General features: G+C 40.3%; 2 protein-coding genes and 1 pseudogene. 1 reads left to right on the top strand and 2 read right to left on the bottom strand.

All coding sequences use genetic code 11. The features are described from left to right. Together V7Z64_RS07815 and V7Z64_RS07810 are read right to left on the bottom strand one after the other, a co-directional pair. Window positions 1-1,285, bottom strand: a 1,285-nt coding sequence (locus V7Z64_RS07815) for a methyl-accepting chemotaxis protein (RefSeq protein WP_334109959.1), incomplete at its 3' end; no start/stop codon positions are given. A gap of 105 nt (window positions 1,286-1,390) precedes the next feature. Then, on the bottom strand, window positions 1,391-2,464 hold the full coding sequence (locus V7Z64_RS07810) for a nitric oxide synthase oxygenase (protein WP_297987879.1): 1,074 nt from the start codon (window positions 2,462-2,464) through the stop codon (window positions 1,391-1,393). A gap of 234 nt (window positions 2,465-2,698) precedes the next feature. Between V7Z64_RS07810 and V7Z64_RS07805 the strand changes: the two are divergent. Continuing rightward, a pseudogene (locus V7Z64_RS07805) lies at window positions 2,699-2,892 on the top strand (hypothetical protein); the annotation flags it as partial.

Below are 2,892 nucleotides of genomic sequence, written 5' to 3'. Positions count from 1 at the left end.
TAATGATAAAAAAGTGTGATAGCTGCTCTTGTAAGTAAGTTAGCGATTGATATAGCTTTTCGAAGTAAGCGTTGACTTCACCTGTCAACGTCTCATTTTTTGTCAATTGTTCACTCGTTTCATCCATCCGCTCCAGCAACTCACTATTGCTTTCATTCACTTCTGCCAAATTGCGAACGATTTGTTGTGTCGTCTCCTCCGTTAACACAGCTAGCTTGCGAATTTCTTCAGCGACAACCGCAAATCCTTTTCCATATTCCCCTGCGCGTGCTGCCTCGATTGTCGCATTTAATGCCAATAAGTTCGTCTGATTTGTAATTTGATTAATTTTTTTTGTTAACTCATTTGTACTCGCAATTTTGCTCGTTAACGCATTTAATGTTGTCCTTGTGGCATGAATGACTTCGTGAAACTTTTCTGTATGCATCAATAACAAATGCATTTTTTGCATGCCTGCTTGTGCCATCTCGCTCGATTGTGACGAATGTTCTTTCAGTTGTCTAGAAGTCTCGTAAATGCGCTCACTCATCACCTTCGCTTCCGCTACTTCATCGTGAATATCGATGACTTGCTCGCTCTGTGCCTGACCCGCTACCGCAGCTTGACGAATCGCTTCTTTCATTTCTTCTTGTGCTTGCACATGTTGAAGTACTTTTTGATGAATATGTTCGACGTTTTCAATAATATGCTTTACTTGTTGTTCGAGCTCATGTCTTCTTGCCATTTGTTTTTCTTTTTCCTCGTGCGCCTGCCCAACGTGTTCAACAAGTTGATGAAACTGCTTGCGGCTTAGATATAGCAGCACAGAAAGCGCGATACCGATCATCACATAAACAATAAACACCGTATGTCCTGTTTTTTGAAACACTTGTTGAAAAGGAGAAGGAACGAGTGCACTAATAACTAAAATGATTGCCCCAAATAAAATTCCTGTAATAAACAGTGTACGATGTAGATGTAAAACTGACAGCACAACTAAACAAAAAGCAAGAGCAATCGTTCCTAAACTCCCTCCAGTCGTAAACAGGCTGATTAAAGTGGCCAAAAATAATATAAAAATAATAAAATATGGATAAATCAGCTCGTACTTTTTCATTTTTCTTAACGCTACATAAACGCATACATTCAACGCCAAACTTCCCCCATAAATGGCGATCTTCTCTAACCTCTCCCCAATTAAAATAAGCCCGATCACACCTGTTACTGCACTAAACGTGTAAATAAGAAACAAGAAAAAATTTTTCTTCCTCAGTTCTTCGATTTTGAGTTGCTCGATGAAATCCACACATCCTTCCCCCTTCTTCTTTTTTCTATAACTATATCAAAAAAATAAGAATATAGTAAGTATTATTCTGAAAATTAGGAATATATTCATATAAAAAACACCGCATCAATGACGGTGCTTTTCATAAGGACGTTCTTGGTAAAAATAATTCGGTGTTACAATTGTATTATCATAATATTGGTGAAAAATGTGCGTCGTCGCTGGGGATAGTGGTGGAATAAGCCAAGTCCAACTGCCCGTTACTTTCCTTCCTGCTTCTTGTTCTTGTTGTTCAAAACGCTTAAACTGCTGGGCAGCTGTATGATGATCAACTATGCTCACCCCTGCTTTTTTGTATGAATATAAAACGGCGATATTTAACTCGACAAGCGCTTGATCTTTCCATAATGTGCTGTTCCTCGACATATCGAGCCCCATGCACGATGCAATTTTCGGAAGCATGTTGTATCGGTAATCGTCAGCAAAATTGCGCGCACCAATTTCCGTTCCCATATACCAACCGTTAAATGGCGCCGCTGTATAGCGTATGCCCCCGATTTCTAAACACATATCCGAAATAATCGGTACCGCATACCACTTCAACTGTAGATCACGAAACCATGAAAACGTCGGATGCTCAATCGGCACTTCAAGCACAATCTCTTTTGGAATATGGAATAACTTCGGCGGTCGGCCATCAACTTGAATAACGAGAGGTAAAATGTCAAAATGTGTTCGATCCCCTCTCCATCCTAGCTGTTCACACGCTTTCGTGAATGAAATGGACGATGAATCACCGATGACCCCATGCTCTGTCTCGTAACCGGCATAGCGAATAAGCTGATGATTCCAAATACGCACACGTTCAGGACGAAAAATAGTAATGGCTGGGCGAATTTTACCGCCGTTTGTCGCAAACACGATATGATCAAATAGCCGCTCTGCTATATCTTCTTCCTGCTCAATCGCACGTGCATCAAACACATGAAGCGTTTGCCAAAACAGGCGCCCGATGCACCGATTGCTGTTGCGCCATGCCATGCGCGCCCCATGCTCAAGCTCTTCATATGTATGTTCATACGTACCGGTTTGTTCAATTTCTCGTTTCACTTGTTGCAATCGCTCATGTATTTCATCATCGTTTTTTCCTAACTCTGTATAACATAGAGTGATAAATTGTTTTGCCTCTTTCCATAACATATGCTCGTGTCACCTCATCATCGTATCTCCTTACTACAATACATCATATATAGAAAAAATGAAAATAAAGAGCGTATATTCTCTTGTTCCGATTTCTATCCTTATGGTTTATAATAGATGTCGGGGAACGGTCTCCACCTGCACTACCACATAAACAAATCCTCTTCTCAGCACCTAACACGCCACACAGCTGTTTCCCTTTCTACTTTTCCAAATGAAAGGAGGGTGACAACGATGGAGCATACGTTGCTACAAATTTTGGACAAGCTCGAAAAAATAGAATCCAATATGGCAACGAAGCAAGAGTTTGCAGAAATCAAAGCAGAACTTGAGAAAGTCAAAGCTAACATGATAACAAAACAAGAACTGCAAGAAGTCAAAGCTAACATGATAACAAAACAAGAACTGCAAGAAGTCAAAGCTAACAT

Source organism: Anoxybacillus sp., assembly GCF_036834105.1.
Classification (GTDB): domain Bacteria; phylum Bacillota; class Bacilli; order Bacillales; family Anoxybacillaceae; genus Anoxybacillus.
This window is presented reverse-complemented; position numbering and strand designations above follow the sequence as displayed.

Coding starts and splice junctions, on each gene's coding strand:
- V7Z64_RS07810 (WP_297987879.1), bottom strand. CDS start 2,464: ATGTTATGGAAAGAGGCAAAACAATTTATCACTCTATGTTATACAGAG.